18 protein-coding genes are annotated in these 17,962 nt (G+C 69.3%); 2 read left to right on the top strand and 16 right to left on the bottom strand.

What is annotated here, in order from left to right:
- Positions 1 to 22: 22 nt before the first annotated feature.
- Together DEU36_RS13395 and ald are read left to right on the top strand one after the other, a co-directional pair.
- Entirely contained in the window at positions 23 to 1,012 is a 990-nt protein-coding gene (locus DEU36_RS13395) for an asparaginase (protein WP_120264827.1), read from the top strand.
- A 34-nt stretch (positions 1,013 to 1,046) separates the two neighbouring features.
- Positions 1,047 to 2,162: an alanine dehydrogenase gene (gene ald, locus DEU36_RS13390; RefSeq protein WP_120264826.1), complete on the top strand. Its 1,116-nt coding sequence runs from the start codon at positions 1,047 to 1,049 to the stop codon at positions 2,160 to 2,162.
- Here the strand turns inward: ald and DEU36_RS13385 are convergent.
- From DEU36_RS13385 to DEU36_RS13310, 16 genes are all read right to left on the bottom strand, one after another.
- On the bottom strand, positions 2,120 to 4,876 hold the full coding sequence (locus tag DEU36_RS13385; RefSeq protein WP_147374418.1) for an FtsK/SpoIIIE domain-containing protein: 2,757 nt from the start codon (positions 4,874 to 4,876) through the stop codon (positions 2,120 to 2,122). The two genes, ald and DEU36_RS13385, sit on opposite strands and share 43 nt — an antisense overlap.
- A gap of 67 nt (positions 4,877 to 4,943) precedes the next feature.
- The gene (locus DEU36_RS13380) at positions 4,944 to 5,768 is read right to left on the bottom strand and encodes a PP2C family serine/threonine-protein phosphatase (RefSeq protein ID WP_120264824.1); all 825 of its coding nucleotides are present in this window, start codon (positions 5,766 to 5,768) and stop codon (positions 4,944 to 4,946) included.
- Between the two features lie 72 nt (positions 5,769 to 5,840).
- On the bottom strand, positions 5,841 to 6,824 hold the full coding sequence (locus tag DEU36_RS13375) for an aldo/keto reductase (RefSeq protein ID WP_120264823.1): 984 nt from the start codon (positions 6,822 to 6,824) through the stop codon (positions 5,841 to 5,843).
- Positions 6,825 to 6,909: 85 nt separating this feature from the next.
- On the bottom strand, positions 6,910 to 7,641 hold the full coding sequence (locus tag DEU36_RS13370) for a large exoprotein (protein WP_120264822.1): 732 nt from the start codon (positions 7,639 to 7,641) through the stop codon (positions 6,910 to 6,912).
- Positions 7,642 to 7,750: 109 nt separating this feature from the next.
- Positions 7,751 to 8,503 (bottom strand): YaaA family protein, encoded by a 753-nt coding sequence (locus tag DEU36_RS13365; RefSeq protein WP_120264821.1) that lies wholly within the window; start codon positions 8,501 to 8,503, stop codon positions 7,751 to 7,753.
- Positions 8,504 to 8,572: 69 nt separating this feature from the next.
- Complete coding sequence (locus DEU36_RS13360; RefSeq protein WP_023955192.1) at positions 8,573 to 8,830, bottom strand: F0F1 ATP synthase subunit epsilon; 258 nt, start codon at positions 8,828 to 8,830, stop codon at positions 8,573 to 8,575.
- Between the two features lies 1 nt (position 8,831).
- Positions 8,832 to 10,277 carry a F0F1 ATP synthase subunit beta gene (atpD, locus tag DEU36_RS13355; protein ID WP_094260016.1) on the bottom strand — a complete coding sequence of 482 codons (1,446 nt, stop codon included), beginning with the start codon at positions 10,275 to 10,277 and terminating at the stop codon, positions 8,832 to 8,834.
- A gap of 21 nt (positions 10,278 to 10,298) precedes the next feature.
- The gene (locus tag DEU36_RS13350) at positions 10,299 to 11,201 is read right to left on the bottom strand and encodes a F0F1 ATP synthase subunit gamma (RefSeq protein WP_120264820.1); all 903 of its coding nucleotides are present in this window, start codon (positions 11,199 to 11,201) and stop codon (positions 10,299 to 10,301) included.
- Positions 11,202 to 11,219: 18 nt separating this feature from the next.
- Positions 11,220 to 12,860, bottom strand: coding sequence for a F0F1 ATP synthase subunit alpha (gene atpA, locus DEU36_RS13345; RefSeq protein WP_120264819.1), 1,641 nt, complete (start codon positions 12,858 to 12,860; stop codon positions 11,220 to 11,222).
- A 73-nt stretch (positions 12,861 to 12,933) separates the two neighbouring features.
- Positions 12,934 to 13,722: a F0F1 ATP synthase subunit delta gene (locus DEU36_RS13340; RefSeq protein WP_120264818.1), complete on the bottom strand. Its 789-nt coding sequence runs from the start codon at positions 13,720 to 13,722 to the stop codon at positions 12,934 to 12,936.
- Positions 13,722 to 14,276 carry a F0F1 ATP synthase subunit B gene (locus DEU36_RS13335; RefSeq protein WP_120264817.1) on the bottom strand — a complete coding sequence of 185 codons (555 nt, stop codon included), beginning with the start codon at positions 14,274 to 14,276 and terminating at the stop codon, positions 13,722 to 13,724. Before DEU36_RS13335 ends, DEU36_RS13340 begins: the two co-directional genes overlap by 1 nt.
- A gap of 31 nt (positions 14,277 to 14,307) precedes the next feature.
- The gene (gene atpE / locus DEU36_RS13330; protein ID WP_023955203.1) at positions 14,308 to 14,547 is read right to left on the bottom strand and encodes an ATP synthase F0 subunit C; all 240 of its coding nucleotides are present in this window, start codon (positions 14,545 to 14,547) and stop codon (positions 14,308 to 14,310) included.
- A 43-nt stretch (positions 14,548 to 14,590) separates the two neighbouring features.
- Positions 14,591 to 15,397, bottom strand: coding sequence for a F0F1 ATP synthase subunit A (atpB, locus tag DEU36_RS13325; protein WP_259455379.1), 807 nt, complete (start codon positions 15,395 to 15,397; stop codon positions 14,591 to 14,593).
- Positions 15,398 to 15,539: 142 nt separating this feature from the next.
- Entirely contained in the window at positions 15,540 to 16,025 is a 486-nt protein-coding gene (locus tag DEU36_RS13320; protein ID WP_120264816.1) for a hypothetical protein, read from the bottom strand.
- Complete coding sequence (locus DEU36_RS13315; protein WP_120264815.1) at positions 16,022 to 17,179, bottom strand: MraY family glycosyltransferase; 1,158 nt, start codon at positions 17,177 to 17,179, stop codon at positions 16,022 to 16,024. The genes DEU36_RS13320 and DEU36_RS13315 overlap by 4 nt, the downstream gene beginning before the upstream one ends.
- Positions 17,176 to 17,934, bottom strand: a complete 759-nt coding sequence (locus tag DEU36_RS13310) for an L-threonylcarbamoyladenylate synthase (protein ID WP_120264814.1) — start codon at positions 17,932 to 17,934, stop codon at positions 17,176 to 17,178. The genes DEU36_RS13315 and DEU36_RS13310 overlap by 4 nt, the downstream gene beginning before the upstream one ends.
- Between the last annotated feature and the right edge of the window lie 28 nt (positions 17,935 to 17,962).

The following is a 17,962-nucleotide window of genomic DNA, read 5'->3' as shown; positions in this document are numbered from 1 at the left end:
CCCGCGACGGTAGGCTGTCGGGGTGCCGCAGACCTTCGCCGTTCCCGCCGCCGTCGAACTCGCGGTCGTCGAGCGCAGCGGTTTCATCGAGTCGCGCCACGCCGGCGCAGCGGTCGTCCTCGGTGCGGACGGCACCCCGATCCGAACCCTCGGCGACGTCGACGCCCCGATCCTCCCCCGCTCGACCCTGAAGCCCCTGCAGGCGCTCGCCAGCATGACCGCGGGAGCCACCCTCGAAGGCGAACGACTCGGCCTCGCGACAGCCAGCCATTCCGGAACCGACCGGCACGTCTCCGTGGTGCGCGACATCCTGAACGAAGCCGGTCTGGGCGAGGACGACCTCGGATGCCCTCCCGCCTGGCCGGGCGACACCGCGACGCGCGATGAGATCGTGCGCGAGCTCGGTGCCCCCACCCGCATCCGGATGAACTGCTCCGGCAAGCACGCCGCGATGCTCGCCGCATGCGTCGCGAGCGGTTGGGACACCAGGACGTACCTCGACCCCGACCACCCCCTCCAGGTGCACACCCGCGAGGTGATCGAGCGGCTGACCGGCACCAAGGCGTCGGCGATGGCGATCGATGGATGCGGCGCCCCGGTGTACGCGATGAGCCTCATCGCGCTCGGGCGCGCGATCCAGCGCATCGGCACCGCGAGCGAACGATCGCCGTTCGCCCTGCACCGCATGGCGGGCGCTCTCGTGCGGGCGGTTCGTGAGAACCCGTGGACCATCGACGGTCCCGGTCGGCCCGACACCGTCGCGATCGAACGACTCGGCGTCTTCGCGAAGACCGGGGCGGAGGGCGTGCTCGTGATGGTCGCTCCCGACGGCACGACGGCTGCGCTGAAGGTGCTCGACGGCAACGGCCGCGCGGCGTCGGCGATCGCCCTCACTCTGCTCGTGCGGGCCGGGGCGCTCGAAGCCGCTCCCGTGGCCCGTGTGATCTCTCATCTCCCGCTGACCGTGCTCGGCGGCGGACAGAACGTCGGCATCATCCGGCCGACGGTGTAGCGGCTCCTCACGAGGGAGCGCAGAAAGGACTGCCATGCGCATCAGCGTTCCGAGTGAGGTCAAGAACAACGAGTATCGCGTCGCACTCACCCCGGCGGGTGTCCACGACCTCGTCGTCAACGGTCACGACGTGTTCGTCCAGCGTGGCGCCGGCGAGGGTTCGTCGCTGCCCGACGCGGAGTACGCAGACGCGGGTGCGGTGCTGCTCGACGACGCCGACGAGGTCTGGGCCCGTGCTGAGCTGCTGCTCAAGGTCAAAGAGCCGATCGCGAGCGAGTACCACCGCTTCCGCGATGATCTGGTGCTGTTCACCTACCTTCACCTCGCGGCCGACCGACCGCTCACCGACCGCCTGATCGAGAGCGGCATGACGGCGATCGCCTACGAGACCGTGCAGCTCCCCGGCGGGAGCCTGCCGCTCCTCGCGCCGATGAGCGAGGTCGCCGGCCGCCTGGCCCCGATGGTGGGAGCCTCCACGTTGCTGCGCTCCGCCGGGGGTCTCGGTCTGCTGATGTCCGGGGTGCCCGGAACCCGACCCGCCACGGTCACCGTCATCGGCGGTGGGGTGGCGGGGGCGAACGCCGCGTACATCGCCGCAGGGCTCGGCTCGGATGTCACGATCTTCGACACCAACATCCAGCGTCTCCGTTTCCTCGACGATCACTTCCAGGGTCGTGTCAAGACCGCCGCCTCCAACCCGCTCGATCTCGAACGGTCGGTCGTGGCTTCCGATCTCGTGATCGGCTCGGTACTGATCCCCGGTGCGAAGGCGCCCAAGCTCGTGCGCAACGAGACCGTCGCACGCATGCGGCCGGGCTCGGTGCTGGTCGACATCGCCGTCGACCAGGGCGGCTGCTTCGAGGACACCCGGCCGACGACGCACGCAGACCCCACCTTCCGCGTGCACGACACGGTGTTCTACTGCGTGGCCAACATGCCCGGCGCCGTGCCCAACACCTCGACCTCGGCGCTGACGAACGCCACGCTCCCCTACGTTCGGCAGATCGCCCGCCGCGGCTGGCGGCAGGCGCTGCGAGCCGACGGCGCGCTCGCGGCCGGACTCAACACCACCGCTGGACGGGTCGTCAACGCCGGCGTGGCAGCGGCTCACGGCATCACGTCGGACTCGTCGTCCGACGCGCTGAGCTGAGCGGCAGCACTGAGCGGCAGCACGACCCGTCGGACGCGATCGGTCCGCGTATCGATCACCCAGCCACGTCGGCGACCGGGAGCAGCGTACGGCGGCAGCTCCCGGTTGCCGGTGACGAGGCGGAAGTCGCCTGCGCTCGCGGCGTCGACGACGAGCTGACAGCGTCCCTGTGCGCCGACCGCGGCCGCGCGCCAGCGGCCCAGCCACGCCTCCGGAGTGCCCCACACCACTCTGCCAGCCCGCAGGGAGGTCGTCTGGTCGACGGTGGAGATCTCGAACCCCTGCTCGCGCCAGCGCGCGAGCAGGGCGTGCGTGGCGCCCGTCGGGGGTGCGACGAACGCCGTGGCGCAACGCGGCTCGAACACACCGGGCGCCCCCGCGTCATCGCGGCGCGGGCGGAAGTCGCCGGGATCCGCGAACTGGACGAGAGCCCCGCTCCACCTCCCCCGCCCCGCGGGTGCCGAGGGGTCGTGGTGCGACGCGTCGCCGCCGAAGGCGACGTGCTCCGAGCGCGACACCGCGGTGAGTACGGCACGATCGGGCAGGTGGTCGACGATCCTGCCGACGGCCCCGGTGACCCGCTGTGCCGCGCACACGAACTGGATACCGCGAGAACGCGCATCACGTGCGACACGTTCCAGCATCGTGGCAGCGGCAGCGCTGTAGTCGTCGGGCAGTGAGCCGAGCAGGCGGTCGAGGTCGTCGACGACGATGACCCACCCTCCCGGAACATCGTCGAGAACGGCGATGACGTCCCACGCGCTCTCGAGGTCGGCCGGCACCCAGCACACCTGCCCGGGTGACACCTGCGCGGCGATAGTCCGCAGCAGCGTCGTCCGCCCCGAGCCCGCGCGGCCGAGGACGGCGGCCCCCGGCGCACGCCGATCGAGCACGACGGCGCGCCGGCGCTGCTCGGCGGGCTCGTCTGCCAGGCCGAGGACCACCGCATCCTCCTGCCTCAGCCCGGCGAGCTCGATACGCTCGGGCAGCGGCGGCAGCCAGGGGCGACGGGCGGGGTGCGCTTCGGCCGCCGCACGGGCGATGTCCTCGATCGCCGCCGGCGGGCACCGACTCACGCGGACCAGGAGCGGTTGCGCGTCGGCCGGCCGCCTCACCAGAGCTGCCCCACGGTCATCGCGTCCGCCGGGCAACGCGGCGGCCTCGGCCGAGCCGAGCACCGCGCGGGATTCGGCGACATCCGACACGCGCAGCGCGATCCGCAGCGGCGCATTGGCGAGCACCGCTTCGCGGAACCCCGCCGCGCGCTGCGTCGCCAGCACGAGGTGCATCCCGAGCGCACGCCCCCGGGCGGCGATATCGGCGAACACGTCGTGCATCGCCGGATGGGCCGCCGTCAGCGCGGCGTACTCGTCGACGACGACCACCAGCCGCGGCAGCGCGTCGTCCGTCTCGGCGATGTCGCGTGCCCCGAGCTCGGCGAGGACCCGCTCGCGATGCCGGACCTCGGCGCGGAGGCTCTCGATCGCGCGCACCGCGTTGCGTTCATCGAGGTCGGTCACGACACCGGCCACATGCGGCAGACACGAGAGAGCGTCGAACGCACGGCCGCCCTTGAAGTCGATGAGGAGGAAGTTCACCTGTGCCGGTGGAAGGCGTCGCGCCAGCGCCGCGATCCAGGTCACGAGCAGCTCGCTCTTCCCACTGCCGGTGACCCCCACCACGACCGCGTGCGGCCCGTCCTCGACGAGGTCGATCTCGACCGGCTCGCCACGGCCCGCGCCGAGGACGGCGGTGAGTCCCGCACCGCGCGGCGTCGGCAGCTCATCGAAGGTCAGACTCGCCATGTGGTCCGCAGCCACCGCCGCAGCGCGCTCCCGAAGCAGCGCGACGGTCGCCGCCGCCTGCTCGCGCCCGATCGATTCGGGGCGGATGGTCGTGGACGAGCCACCGTACCCGAGCACTGCGTCGTCGACGCCGGTCACCCGCACGACGGCCCCGCACCGGGGCGACGGAGCAGCGGAATCGGCGCACACGATCACGATGTCGGCGTCGGGAGGCGGAGCACCCGTCCCCCACCAGAGCCGCAATCCCCCGGGCGTCGAGGTGTGCGGGAGGTCACGGGCCCACTCCTCCGTCGCGGCGACGACCGAGACCTCGCCGGGCGCGTGGACGAGGCAGATCTGCAGCACCAGAGCGCGCGCGATCGATGCCGCGGGAGCGACGGACCCGACGACGGCGACTCCCACCTCGAGCGGCACGGTGATCGGGGCCCGCCGAACCGTCGCGGCGGCCCGTCGGAAGTCCGGCGGCGCGTCACCCTCGACACCCGTGTGCGACGGCGCATCACCCGATCCCACGACCAGCGCCTCGCGCCCCGGCCTCGGCCGCCAGAGGTCATCCGGCGCGACCAGAAGGCCGGCGAGACCGGGCGTCGCACGCCACCGATCCGCTCGCTCGAGCGCATGCCGTTCGTCGAGCTCCGCGTGCGCCGCTCGGAGGTCCGCCTCGGCGCGAGCCGCGGACCGGCGCCTCTCTCGACGGGCCACCCGCGCCCCGTCGAGGAGCGTCGCGACCGCGACGAGGGGCCCCAACGCGGCGAACCAGAGCACGGTAGGCGACCCGGTGATCTGCCAGAGGATGACGGCACCCGCAGCCGGAACGACGAGCGCCCACACGGGGAACGGAGGCCGCTGCGGATCGGGCCGCAGTGAAGGGAAGCGGATGGGGGCGTCGAGCGAGACCGTCGGATGCACGTATGCGAGTCAAGCGACACCCGCACCCTGCGCGCGGCTGATCACCGCGAATGCGGGAAGGCCGGACTCAGCCCGCGCTCGGGGAGGAGCCGTCGGAGGAGTCGTCGGACGAATCGTCCGAGGCGCCCACGACGTGCGCGTCGAGCACGATGATCGTCACGTTGTCGCGACCGCCGTTCTCGAGGGCGGCGGTCATCATGGCGGACACCGCCGCAGCGGGGTCGTCGTTCTCGAGCAGAAAATGCAGGATGCCGTAGTCGGTGAGCTCTTTCGTCAGCCCGTCGCTGCAGATGACGAAACGATCGCCGTCCACGACGTCGAGGCGCACATAGTCGGGGGTCACGCCATCGCTCGGACCGACCGCACGTGTGATGACGTTGCCGTACGGGTGCTGCTCCGCCTCTTCGGGGCTGAGCCGTCCGGCCGCGACGAGCTCCTGAACCACCGAGTGGTCGGTCGTGACCTGGGCGATGGCCTGGTCGCGCAGCAGATAAACCCTGGAATCGCCGATGTTGAGCGTCGTCCACTGCGGTTCGCCGTCGACGATGTCGAGGTAGACGCCCGTGACGGTCGTGCCGGTTCCATCGTCGGTCGTCTCGGGGTGATCGGCGATGTCGCCGACCGCGCGTTCGAGCGCCTCTTCGATGTCTTCGGGGGTGACCACACCGCGGTCGGCGACGCCGCGCAGGCGTTCGACGGCGCTCGCGCTGGCGATCTCACCGCCGATATGCCCACCCATGCCGTCGGCGACGATGAACAGCGGATACTGCGCGAGAACGGCATCCTGGTTGCTGTCGCGACGACGTCCGGTGTCGGTCGCGGCGGCCCACCGGAGTTCGATCGCACCGGACGGGACGTCCACGATCCGGGATTGGGTCGTGGGGTCGGGCACGCTGTCACTCTTCTTTCGTCGACGGATGGGCGTGTCACACTCTAGTGGACGCACCCGTGGAGCGGGATTTGGTCAGCCGGCGGCGGGATCCGACGGCAGCGGGAAGAGCGCGTCGATGGTGGCCAGCTCATCGACGCTGGGATGCCACGCCGAGGCCGCCGCAGCGTTCGAGCGTACCTGCTCGGCCGAGGTCGCCCCGGCGATCACGCTGCTCAGCGCCGGCTGCGCCAGAAGCCAGCCGAACGTCGCCTGCACCATCGTGATACCCCGTTCGTCGCAGAACGACCGGTAGGCGTCGATCGCATCCCACGGTGCGTTCTCCCACAGGTGACGCCGCTCCCGCGCGACCCGTGAGTCGGCCGGGATGTGGTCGCGCGTGAACTTTCCGGTCAGCAGACCGTTGTGCAGCGGGAAGTACGGCAGAAAGCCCCGCCCGAAATGCCGGACGGCCGGGAGCACCTCGCGCTCGGCGGCGCGGGCGAGCAGGCTGTAGTGGTTCTGGGCCGAGATGAACGGCACATCCCCGCGGGCGTGCGCGACGGCCTCGGCCTCAGCGACCTGCCACCCCGCGAAATTGGAGTGCCCGATGTAGCGGACCTTGCCCTCGCGGACGAGCTCCGACAGCGCATCGAGCGTCTCTTCGATCGGCGTCTCGGGGTCGGGGGTGTGCAACTGATAGAGGTCGATCCAGTCCGTCTGGAGGCGTTCGAGCGACGCCTCCACCGCACGGCGGACGTACACGCGCGATCCCTTGGCGCCAGGCAGCCCCAGGTCGACGGCGCTGTGGCCGAACTTCGTCGCCACGACGACGCGATCCCGACGCCCCCGCAGGGCCTCGCCCATCAGCGTCTCGGAGAGACCGGGCTCGCCGCCGTAGATGTCGGCGGTGTCGAAGAAGGTGATGCCGGCGTCGAGGGCCGCGTCGAGCACCTCGACTGTTCCGTCCAACGTCTGCGTGGGCGTCCCGCGTCGACCGAAGTTGTTGCATCCCAGCCCGACGGCCGAGACGAGGAGGCCGGAGGATCCGAGTCGGCGGGTCTGCACTGCGTCGTCCATCCCTCCACGCTAGACCCCCCGTGCGCGATCTCGGCGCGCGAGACGACGAGGAGCCCCCGTCTTTCGACGAGGGCTCCTCGGGTGCTCACTGCCGCGGCGCGTCCGGAGCGGGGGGCTCGGTCGTCGGCGGCGTGACCGGCGGCTGCGCGGCCGGGGGCGGGTAGGCACCTGCCGGGGGCGCCGGCGGCGCTGCGGGAGGCGGGTAGGAACCGGCCGGCGGAGCGCTGGACGCAGCGGGAGGAGCGTAACCGGCTCCTGCGGCTCCGTAGGCGCCCGCAGCGGGCGCGGCTCCCCCGTCGGGCTGCACGGGGATGCCCTGCCAGACCGTCGTGTCGCGCAGGAACGAGGTACGCCACGGCGACGGCTGGATGTTCGGGTTCCAGGGCGAGCTCGAGAAGGCTGCGATGCCCAGCCAGATCAGCGAGCCGAGGCCGGGGATGATGTAGAGCAGGACGAGCGGCCAGTCCTTGCCGAGCTTCTGCCCGACGCGGACGCTCGCGAGAGCCAGGGCGACGAGGGCGAGGTATCCGAAGATGAAGCCGATGGCCGGGATGTTGCTCAGCACGCCTGTCGCGATGATCGCGCCCAGCATGACCCAGGGCGAGAGGTCGCCGAGCTTCGCGAAGACCATCTCGCGGTAGAACGGCACCCAAGCGCGCCATTTGCCCTGCACGCCGGCCTTTTCGAAGATCTTCATGTAGAAGAACGAGCTGATGATGTAGCCCGCGAGCAGAAGGATCAGGAAGATGGGAAGGAGCAGCAGGACGAGCGCGAAGAGAGCCCCCGCCCCCGCACCGTCGTCGTAGTAACCCGGCATGAACGACCTCCTCAGTCGTGACCTGGACGACGCGCTCGCGTCATCGGTCGCCGCTCATGCTAGCGAAACACGCGCCCCCGCGTGGTCTTTGACGGGGGCACGATACCGATCAGACGACGAGTTCGAGCTCGGCGGATCCTGCCGCCTCTCGCAGCGCCCATCCGTTCACGTCTGCCCAGGCGATGAGATCGACCTGTGACCCCACCACAGCGGAGGACAACGCGAGAGCGCGAGTGAACTCGCCCTTGGCGTGCTTGTTGAAATGGTTCAGGGCGCGCACAGTACCGTCGGCACCCGCCGAGACGACGCGAACGAAGGCCGACGGCACCTCCGCGGGCACGGGAGCGAGCGCGACGTAGGCGTCCGAGCGCAGATCGAGCACGAACGACGCGTTCAGCTCGCCCAGGGCCGCGGAGCCGGCCGCAGCCCAGTGACGGCGGAGCGGCGGGATGCCGGGAAGCGCTGTTCCGGCCGCGAGACGATAGGCCGGAATCGGGTCGAGCGCGGCGACCGGCCCGAACGGCGCCGACTGAATGAGCACATGCTCGCCGAGCCAGGCGCGCGCCGCGGGGCCGAGGCTCGCCGAGTCCAGGGCGTCGAACAGCACGCCGGTGTAGCGGTCGACCGCAGGCATCGTCGGAGCGGTCTTCAGCCCGGCGTTCACGGCGATCTCGCCCAGCTGGCGGGCACCGAGCTTCAGCACCCGCGCCGCGGCATCCGGATCGCGCGACAGCTCGACCAGCGCGTCGACGGCTGCGCGCCGCTGGGGTGCGAGCTGCGGAAGCGCGAGCTCGTCCATGACGAGCGGCCCGCCTGTGCCGCCGGCACGCTTGGTCTCGGAGGGCGGTAGCAGCACCAGCATCCGGAGTCTCCCTTCACACGCGAGAGACCGCACCCCGGAGGGTGCGGTCTCTCGTAGACGCGGTACAGGTCAGGCCAGAGCGGCGTTCCCGGCCACGATGGTGAGCTCGTCGCCCTCCATCGACAGGAAGCCGTCCTGCGCGTTGGCGACGATCTTCTCGCCGCCAGGCTGCGTGATGCGCACCTGGCCCTCGGCGAGGATCGCGAGCACCGGCTCGTGACCCGCCATGAAGCCGATCTCGCCCTCGACGGTCTTGGCCACGACGAGGGATGCCTCACCCGACCAGACCTCCGCCTCGGCGGAGACGAGCGTGACCGTCAGAGCCATGTCAGCTGTTCTCCTTCTGGATCTTCGCCCACTTCTCTTCGACGTCGCCGATACCGCCGACGTTGAAGAAGGCCTGCTCGGCCACGTGGTCGAAGTCACCCTTGACGATCGCGTCGAACGACTCGATCGTCTCCTTGATCGGGACCGTGGAGCCCTCGACACCGGTGAACTTCTTCGCCATGTAGGTGTTCTGCGAGAGGAACTGCTGGATGCGGCGCGCGCGCGACACGACGATCTTGTCCTCTTCGGAGAGCTCGTCGACACCGAGGATCGCGATGATCTCCTGCAGTTCCTTATTCTTCTGGAGGATCTGCTTCACGGCGGTCGCGACGCGGTAGTGGTCCTCGCCGATGTAGCGCGGGTCGAGGATGCGGCTCGTCGAGCTCAGCGGGTCGACGGCCGGGTAGAGACCCTTCGACGCGATCTCGCGCGAGAGCTCGGTCGTCGCGTCGAGGTGCGCGAAGGTCGTCGCCGGAGCCGGGTCGGTGTAGTCGTCGGCGGGGACGTAGATCGCCTGAAGCGAGGTGATCGAGTGGCCACGGGTCGAGGTGATGCGCTCCTGGAGCACACCCATCTCATCGGCCAGGTTGGGCTGGTAGCCCACCGCGGACGGCATACGGCCGAGCAGCGTCGAGACCTCGGAGCCGGCCTGCGTGAAGCGGAAGATGTTGTCGATGAACAACAGCACGTCCTGCTTCTGCACGTCGCGGAAGTACTCGGCCATGGTCAGGGCCGACAGGGCGACGCGCAGACGCGTTCCCGGCGGCTCGTCCATCTGGCCGAAGACGAGGGCGGTCTTGTCGAAGACGCCCGCCTCCTCCATCTCGTGGATGAGGTCGTTGCCCTCACGGGTGCGCTCACCGACACCGGCGAACACCGACACACCGCCGTGGTCCTGCGCGACGCGCTGGATCATCTCCTGGATGAGGACGGTCTTGCCGACGCCGGCACCACCGAAGAGGCCGATCTTTCCACCCTGGACGTAGGGGGTGAGCAGGTCGATGACCTTGATGCCGGTCTCGAACATCTGGGTCTTCGACTCGAGCTGGTCGAAGCTCGGGGCCTGACGGTGGATGCCCCAGCGCTCGGTGACCTCGATGGTCTCGCCCTCGGCGGCGTTGAGAACGTCGCCCGTGACGTTGAAGACCTTGCCCTTGGTGACGTCGCCCACGGGCACCGTGATGGGGCCGCCGGTGTCGCGCACTTCCTGGCCGCGGACCATGCCGTCGGTCGGCTTCAGCGAGATCGCGCGGACGAGGTCGTCGCCGAGGTGCTGAGCGACCTCGAGGGTGATCTCGGTCGACTCGCCATCGATCGTGATGGTGGTCTTGAGCGCGTTGTAGATGTCGGGGATCGAGTCGTGCGGGAACTCGATGTCGACGACGGGGCCGGTGACGCGCGCAACGCGGCCGACGACCGACGTGGCTTCGGCAGTGACGGTGGTCATGTCTGTCTCTTTCGGTTGGTCTTACTTGCCCGACGCCAGAGCGTCGGCGCCGCCGACGATCTCGGCGATCTGCTGAGTGATCTCGGCCTGGCGAGCGTTGTTGCGCAGGCGGGTGTAATCGGTGATGAGCTTGTCGGCGTTGTCGCTCGCCGACTTCATCGCCTTCTGCGTCGCGGCGTGCTTCGCGGCGGACGACTGGAGCAGCGCGTTGAACACGCGGCTCTGGACGTAGACCGGAAGCAGCGCATCGAGCACCGTCTCGGGATCGGGCTCGAACTCGTACAGCGGGTAGACCGGAGCCTGGTCCGCTGTCGCAGCGTCGGCCTCGACGACCTCGAGCGGCAGCAGACGCACTGCTTCAGGCGTCTGCGTCATCATGCTGATGAAGCGGTTGTACACGAGGTGGATCTCGTCGACTCCGCCGTCTTCGCCGCCCTGAGCGTAGGCGTCGAGGAGGGCCCCGGCGACCTGCTCAGCGGTGCTGAAGTGCGGTGTGTCGGTGTCGCCCGTCCACTCGCCCGCAGCCCGCATCCGACGGAACTGGAAGTACCCGACGGCCTTGCGGCCGATGAGGTAGTAGTCCACTTCCTTGCCCTGCGACCGCAGCAGCTCGGCCAGCTCGAGACCCTCGCGGAGGATCTGCGAGTTGAACGCGCCCGCGAGGCCGCGGTCGGAGGCGAAGATGACGACCGCCGAGCGACGGATGGTCTCGCGCTCGGTCGTCAGCGGGTGCTCGACGTCGGAGTGGGTCGCCACCGCGGAGACGGCACGCGTCACGGCCCGCGCGAAGGGAGAGGATGCGCGGACGCGCCCCATCGCCTTCTGAATGCGCGAAGCCGCGATGAGCTCCATCGCCTTCGTGATCTTCTTGGTCGTCTGAGCAGAACTGATCTTCTGCTTGTAGACCCGGAGTTGTGCGCCCATAGTGTGTCGTCCTCCGCGTCAGCCGCGGCGGCCCTTGACGATCTGCTCCTGGTTCACGTCATCGGCCTCGGCGGCAGCGGTCTCCTCGTGGCCCGGCCTGTTGATGGCCTGGCCCTTTCCGCCCTGGAACTCGAGCACGAACTCGTCGACGACCTTCTCGAGCTCGGCGACGGTGTCGTCGCCCAGCACATTGGTCTCGCGCAGCGTGTCGAGGATCGACGTGTTGCGCTTGAGGTAGTCGAGCAGCTCGCGCTCGAAGGTGAGGACGTCCTCGACCTCGATCGTGTCGAGCTTGCCGTTGGTCCCCGCCCAGATCGAGACGACCTGCTCCTCGACCGGGTACGGCGAGTACTGCGGCTGCTTGAGCAGCTCGGTCAGACGCGCACCACGCGCCAGCTGACGGCGCGACGCGGCGTCGAGGTCGGACGCGAACATCGCGAACGCCTCGAGCGAGCGGTACTGCGCGAGCTCGAGCTTCAGCGTTCCCGAGACCTTCTTGATCGACTTCACCTGAGCGTCACCACCGACACGCGACACCGAGATACCCACGTCGACCGCGGGACGCTGGTTGGCGTTGAACAGGTCGGACTGCAGGAAGATCTGGCCGTCGGTGATCGAGATCACGTTGGTCGGGATGTAGGCCGAGACGTCGTTGGCCTTGGTCTCGATGATCGGCAGACCCGTCATCGAGCCCGCGCCCAGCTCGTCGGAGAGCTTCGCGCAACGCTCGAGCAGGCGCGAGTGCAGGTAGAAGACGTCACCGGGGTATGCCTCGCGGCCCGGCGGACGACGCAGCAGCAGCGACACGGCACGGTAGGCCTCGGCCTGCTTCGACAGGTCGTCGAAGATGATCAGGACGTGCTTGCCCTCGTACATCCAGTGCTGGCCGATGGCCGAGCCCGTGTAGGGGGCGAGGTACTTGAAGCCGGCGGGGTCGGATGCCGGAGCCGCGACGATCGTCGTGTACTCCATGGCACCGGCGTCCTCGAGCGCGCCCTTCACCGAAGCGATGGTCGAGCCCTTCTGGCCGATGGCGACGTAGATGCAGCGAACCTGCTTGTTGACGTCGCCCGACTCCCAGTTGGCCTTCTGGTTGATGATCGTGTCGATCGCGATGGCCGTCTTACCGGTCTGGCGGTCGCCGATGATCAGCTGACGCTGACCGCGGCCGACGGGGATCATGGCGTCGATGGCCTTGATACCGGTCTGCATCGGCTCGTGGACCGACTTGCGCTGCATGACGCCGGGCGCCTGCAGCTCGAGGGCGCGTCGGCCGGTCGTGGCGATCTCGCCGAGGCCGTCGATCGGGTTGCCGAGCGGGTCGACGACGCGGCCGAGGTAACCCTCGCCGACACCGACCGAGAGCACCTCGCCGGTTCGCGTGACCTTCTGGCCCGCCTGGATCCCGGCGAAGTCGCCGAGGACGACGACACCGATCTCGTGCTCGTCGAGGTTCTGCGCGAGGCCCTCGATTCCGTTCTCGAAACGGACGAGCTCGTTCGCCATGACGCCGGGCAGACCCTCGACGTGGGCGATGCCGTCGGCCGCGTCGACGACGGTGCCGACCTCGGTCGCGGCGGCCCCGGTGGGCTCGTACGCGGCGACGAAGTCTTTCAGCGCGTCACGGATGACATCCGGGCTGATGGACAGTTCTGCCATGGTGTTCCTTCGGTCCTGAGTCTGAGGGTCCGGATGCATCCGGCCGGTGCGCCCCTGCGGGCGGTGAGGTGGGTCAGCCCGCCAGTCGCTGGCGGAGATCGGAGAGGCGGGAGGCGACGGTGGCGTCGATCACGTCGTCGCCGATCTCGATGCGCAGACCCCCGACGACCCCGGGGTCGACGACGAGGTTGAGCGCGACGGCGGTGCCGTATCGGTTCGAGAGGGTCTCGGCGAGACGGGCACGCTGCTGATCGTTGAGCGGGGTCGCCGTGCGGACGCTCGCGACCACGCGACCACGCTGGTTCGAGACGATGCGGATGGCTCGCTCGAGCAGCTGACGCACGCGACGTTCACGCGGACGCTGCACGATCGACGACGCGATGAGGCGCGTACCGGCGCCGAAGCGTCCGTCGAGAAGGCGCTCGATGAGAGCCCCCTTGGCCGAGGCCTCCCCCAGCCGGCTGCCGAGAGCGAGTTCGAGCTCGGGGTTCGCCGACACGGTGTGCAGCACACCGAACAGCTCGTTCTCGAGATCGCCCTGATCGGCGACGGCGGCGGCGCGGATCGCCAGCTCCTCGACGGCGTCGACGAAGTCGTCGACAGAGGACCAGCGCTGCGCGACGGCCGTGCGCAGCAACGACACGGTCTGCGGCGCGAACGCCGGACCGAACACGTCGCCGACGACCTTGTCGCGAATCTGCGACGAAGCCGCGTTGTCCGTCAGCGCGCCGCTCAGCTGCGGCGAGTCCGCCAGAGCCCGCGCGGCGGCGAACAGCTCACCGGACACCTCGAGCGTGAGCCCGGGGGTCTCGGCGATGGCCGACGTCGTCGCGACGAGTGCCTGAGTGGTCGCGCTGCCCATCAGTTCGACGCCTTCTCTGAGGCCTCGAGCTCGCTGAGGAAGCGGTCGACGACAGCCTGAGCCTTCTGGTCGTCGGACAGGGTCTCGCCGATGACGCCGCCGGCGAGGTCGAGAGCCAGCGTGCCGACCTCGCTGCGCAGCGATACGGCGGCCGCCTGGCGCTCGGCCTCGATCTGCGTGTGCGCGGCTGCGGTGAGGCGTTCGGCCTCGGCCGAAGCGTTCTGCTTCGCCTCGCTGACGATCTTGCGACCGTCCTCGCGAGCGGCGTCGCGGATCTCGCCGGCTTCCTTGCGGGCCTCGGCCAGCTGAGCGGTGTACTCCTCGAGCGCCGCCTCGGCCTTGCGCTGGGCTTCATCGGCCTTGGCGATGTTGCCCTCGATGGCCGCGCTGCGCGCGTCGAGCACCGTGTTCAGGCGCGGCATCGCGTAGCGCACCACCACGAAGATGATGACGAGGAAGCAGACAGCCGACCAGATGATGTCGTAGACCGCCGGGAGGATGGGGACCTGGTTGGATCCCTCCTCCGCCGCAAGCGTGACAAGAGCGTTCAGCATCCTGTCTCCTTATCTGTGGGTCGCGTCGGGATCAGAGCGCGTTGAAGATGAACGGCGTGACGATGCCGATCAGCGCGAGGATCTCGATGAACGCGACACCGATGAACATGGTGCTCTGCAGGCGGCCGGCGAGCTCGGGCTGACGGGCGGTCGACTCGATGGTCTTGCCGATCATGATGCCGAGGCCGATGGCCGGGCCGATGGCCGCGAGGCCGTAACCCACGGTCGCGATGTTGCCGGTGACCTGGGCGAGAACCGTCGTTGCGTCCACTGGTGTTTTCCTTTCGTAGGGCGAGCAGCCGGTCAGCTGCTCGTCAGTGCTCTTCCGCGACCGCGAGCTGGATGTAGACCGCGGTGAGGATCGTGAAGACGTAGGCCTGGAGGATCGAGACGAAGATCTCGAAGAGGGTGAAGGCGAAGCCCATCGCGAGCGTGCCCGCCGCGAGCGGCGTGAAGGCGTTGAGGCCCAGCAGGAAGAACTGGGTCGCCGCGAAGAACAGCACGAGCATGAGGTGGCCGACCATCATGTTCAGGAGAAGTCGCAGGAACAGCGACACCGGGCGCGCGATGAAGGTCGAGATGAGCTCGACGAGCGCGATGATCGGCAGCAGGTAGACCGGCACGCCGCTGGGGACGAGCGAGTTCTTGAGGAAGTGTCCGACCCCGTGCTTGCGGATGCCCGCGTAGATGAACATGACGTACGCCACGAGCGCGAACACCAGCGGCGCACCGGCCACCGAGGTTCCTGCGATGTTCATGCCGGGGATGACGCCCGTCAGGTTCATGAACAGGATCGTGAAGAACATCGCGGTCAGCAGCGGGAGGAAGCGGCGGCCGTCCTTCTCGCCCAGGACCTGGTACACGACCTGGTCGCGGACGAAGCCGAAGCCGAACTCGACCACGCTCTGGAACCGGCCGGGGACCACTGAGAGGCGGCGCGTGCCGACCACCAGGAAGATCACCAGCGCCACGGTCGCGATGACCTGGACCATGCTGATCCGGGTGAATTCGAAGGGCGTGCCTTCGAACAGCAGAGCCGGCGGGAAGAAGTCGGAGATGGACGGCGGGTGGAACTCGTTGTCCGATGCCGCCGCTGCGACAATCGTCGTCGCTTGAGTCAACGTATTGGCTCCAGCTTCTCGGGCCAGCCAGGACTAGCTCGGTGAGGGTTTAGAAGGGGAACGACTCCAGCGGGGCCTCAGTGTCGCCACTGCACACCGGCCGCAGAGTGTAGTCCCACACTACCAAAGGTTACGGCTCGACCTAATCCTGGATCGTGTCGGACGTCGGAAGTTCGACATCCGATGCACCGGAGAGCCGCATCCGGCTCAGGACGATCAGGTCGACCACCAGCGACGCGACCGCCGCGACGATGACAGCGAGGGCGAAGATCCCGCGCTCGAGCCACTCCACCTGGAACAGCAGAAGCAGCGCGACGATCACGAGGACGAACTTCAGCAGCCAGCCGCCCAGCACGACGGCGAAGAAGATCTGGAGCCACTGCGGGTGACCGTACCAATGGTTGCCGATCAGGATGCTGAGGGCGGTGAACGCGGGGAAGACGATGCCGACCAGCGCGCCCAGCACGCCGCTCCAGGCGCCGTCCGCCCCCGCGACGAGCCCGCCGACGAGCGCGAGGACTGCCGCGACGACGACGCCGACGAGCAGCCCCCACGTGAGCGCGGCACGCAGGACGGGTGTGCTGGAGATGCGGCGGCGAGCGGTGGGATCGGGGGTGTTCGCAGTCACGAGGAGGGCTCTTTCACGAGGGTGGTCGGGCGCTGAGGGCGCGCGGGGATGAAGGTCACGACGAGGCACGCGGCGACGCCGAGCACGAGGAAGCCGAGTCCGAAGAGGTAGTCGCCGGGCCAGGCCGCGGTCGTGCCGATGTACATCAGCAGCACCGAGAGGCTCACGACCGTCGTCCAGGCATAGAAGACGAGGACGGCGTCGCGATCGCTGTGGCCCATGTCGAGCATGCGGTGGTGCAGGTGCTTGCGGTCGGGCGAGAACGGCGACTTACCGCGGGACATGCGGCGGATCACCGCCATGCCGAAGTCGAGCAGCGGCAGGAGGACGACGACGACCGGCAGCAGGATCGGGATGAACGCACCCAGCAGCTGCGAGCGGCCGAACACGTCGTTGTCTCCCGTGGCCGGGACGAGGGTGCCGGTCACGAGGATCGCCGAGCAGCTCATGAGCAGCCCGATCATGAGGGCTCCCGAGTCGCCCATGAACAGCTTCGCGGGGTTCCAGTTCAGCGGCAGGAAGCCGGCGCAGACCCCGAGGAGGACGACGGCCAGGAAGGATGCCAGGTTCGCGTAGCTGCTCGCGCCGAAGTCGCGCCCGAGCAGATAGGTGTACGTGAAGAACACGCCGTTCGCGATCAGGGCCACCCCCGCCACGAGGCCGTCGAGGCCGTCGATGAAGTTGACGGCGTTCATCACCACGACGATCGAGAACACCGTGATCGTGAAGCTCGCGGCGCTCGAGACCACCGTCTGGCCCCCGAGCGGGATCGTGTACATCTGCACTCCCCCGAAACCCACGACGATGGCCGCGGCGGCGAACTGCGCACCGAGCTTGATGAGCCAGTCGAGGTCCCACAGATCGTCAGCGACGCCGACGACGACGATGAGCGCGGTCGCCGCGAGGATGGCCCAGATCGGTTCGGGCTTGGCCCAGAAGATCGCGAAGAACGGGATCTGCGACGAGGCCAGGATGACCGCGGTGGCACCGAGGAACATCCCGACGCCGCCGAGTCTCGGCGTCGGCGTCCGGTGGACGTCGCGGTCGCGGATCTCGGGGTAGAGCTTGTACCGCAGACTCACCTTGAGGACGAGCCACGTCAACCCGAAGGTGACGAGGGCCGTGACCACGAAGGTGGCCAGGTAGAGCCTCACGCGACGCTGCCGCCGGCGGTCTCGCCGGTGCCGCCCCCGGAGCCGGGCTCCATGGGGGTGCGGTTCGCCGCCTCGGCGTGCTCGGGCTCGGGGTCGGGTTCGAGCAGGTCGCCGAGCACGTCGCGCAGTGCCTCGCGGCTGACGGCACCCTCGCGGAGTACGCGCACCGGGGCCGGGTCTGAGCCCACCAAGGTCGTCGCGTCGACGATCGTCGAGGCCACACCGGTCGCGGCAGGGCCGCCGTCGAGGTAGACCGAGACACTGTCGCCCAGCATCCGTATCGCGTCGTCGATCGTGACGGCAGCGTTCATCTTCGTGAGATTGGCGCTCGAGACCGCCAGGGGCCCGCACTCCTCCAAGAGCTCGAGGGCGAACCTGTCGGCGGGCATGCGCACCGCGACGGTTCCCCGGGTCTCGCCCAGGTCCCACGACAGTGAAGGTTGCGCGGGCAGGACGATCGTCAGACCTCCCGGCCAGAACGCTTCGACGAGCCGCTCGACGGGCTCGGGCACCTCGGCCACGAGCGCGCGCATCGTCGCGATGCCGGCGACCAGCACCGGGGGCGGCGACTGGCGACCCCGCCCCTTCGCGGCGAGCAGCTTGGTGACGGCCGCGGCGCTGAAGGCGTCGGCGGCGACACCGTAGACGGTGTCGGTGGGCAGGACGATGAGATCGCCGCGACCGATGGCCTGGCGCGCCTGGCGCATGCCGGGGAGGACCTGGGTCTCGTCGCGGCAGTCGAAAACGGGAGACATGACCGCTCCAGTGTACGGCGGAGGCCGT

Source organism: Microbacterium sp. AG238 (assembly GCF_003610405.1).
Taxonomy (GTDB): domain Bacteria; phylum Actinomycetota; class Actinomycetes; order Actinomycetales; family Microbacteriaceae; genus Microbacterium.
Note: the sequence above shows the minus strand (reverse complement) of the source record. Positions and strands in the feature narration are given on the sequence as shown.

Coding starts and splice junctions, on each gene's coding strand:
- ald (WP_120264826.1), top strand. CDS start 1,047: ATGCGCATCAGCGTTCCGAGTGAGGTCAAGAACAACGAGTATCGCGTC.
- DEU36_RS13375 (WP_120264823.1), bottom strand. CDS start 6,824: ATGGACGACGCAGTGCAGACCCGCCGACTCGGATCCTCCGGCCTCCTC.
- DEU36_RS13370 (WP_120264822.1), bottom strand. CDS start 7,641: ATGCCGGGTTACTACGACGACGGTGCGGGGGCGGGGGCTCTCTTCGCG.
- DEU36_RS13365 (WP_120264821.1), bottom strand. CDS start 8,503: ATGCTGGTGCTGCTACCGCCCTCCGAGACCAAGCGTGCCGGCGGCACA.
- DEU36_RS13360 (WP_023955192.1), bottom strand. CDS start 8,830: ATGGCTCTGACGGTCACGCTCGTCTCCGCCGAGGCGGAGGTCTGGTCG.
- atpD (WP_094260016.1), bottom strand. CDS start 10,277: ATGACCACCGTCACTGCCGAAGCCACGTCGGTCGTCGGCCGCGTTGCG.
- DEU36_RS13350 (WP_120264820.1), bottom strand. CDS start 11,201: ATGGGCGCACAACTCCGGGTCTACAAGCAGAAGATCAGTTCTGCTCAG.
- atpA (WP_120264819.1), bottom strand. CDS start 12,860: ATGGCAGAACTGTCCATCAGCCCGGATGTCATCCGTGACGCGCTGAAA.
- DEU36_RS13340 (WP_120264818.1), bottom strand. CDS start 13,722: ATGGGCAGCGCGACCACTCAGGCACTCGTCGCGACGACGTCGGCCATC.
- DEU36_RS13335 (WP_120264817.1), bottom strand. CDS start 14,276: ATGCTGAACGCTCTTGTCACGCTTGCGGCGGAGGAGGGATCCAACCAG.
- DEU36_RS13310 (WP_120264814.1), bottom strand. CDS start 17,934: ATGTCTCCCGTTTTCGACTGCCGCGACGAGACCCAGGTCCTCCCCGGC.